The sequence below is a fragment of the Streptococcus pseudopneumoniae genome (assembly GCF_001068775.1).
Taxonomy (GTDB): domain Bacteria; phylum Bacillota; class Bacilli; order Lactobacillales; family Streptococcaceae; genus Streptococcus; species Streptococcus pseudopneumoniae_N.
In genome coordinates this window covers 1-202 of the sequence record NZ_JWAJ01000029.1, presented here as the reverse complement: position 1 = coordinate 202, position 202 = coordinate 1, and the positions used below count along the sequence as shown (strand labels likewise).

1 protein-coding gene is annotated in these 202 nt (G+C 52.0%); it reads left to right on the top strand.

Translation table 11 applies throughout. The features are described 5' to 3' along the window. Positions 1 to 202, top strand: a 202-nt coding sequence (locus tag ADF68_RS11145; protein ID WP_049548300.1) for a hypothetical protein, incomplete at both ends; no start/stop codon positions are given.

The following is a 202-nucleotide window of genomic DNA, read 5'->3' as shown; positions in this document are numbered from 1 at the left end:
CGTTGAAGCCGATGTGCTTGCTGACGTACTTGCGCTTGTTGACGCTGACGTGCTTGCTGATGTACTTGCGCTTGTTGACGCTGACGTGCTTGCTGATGTACTTGCGCTCGTTGAAGCTGATGTACTTGCACTTGTTGAAGCTGACGTGCTAGCCGACGTACTTGCACTTGTTGAGGCTGATGTACTTGCTGATGTGCTTGCC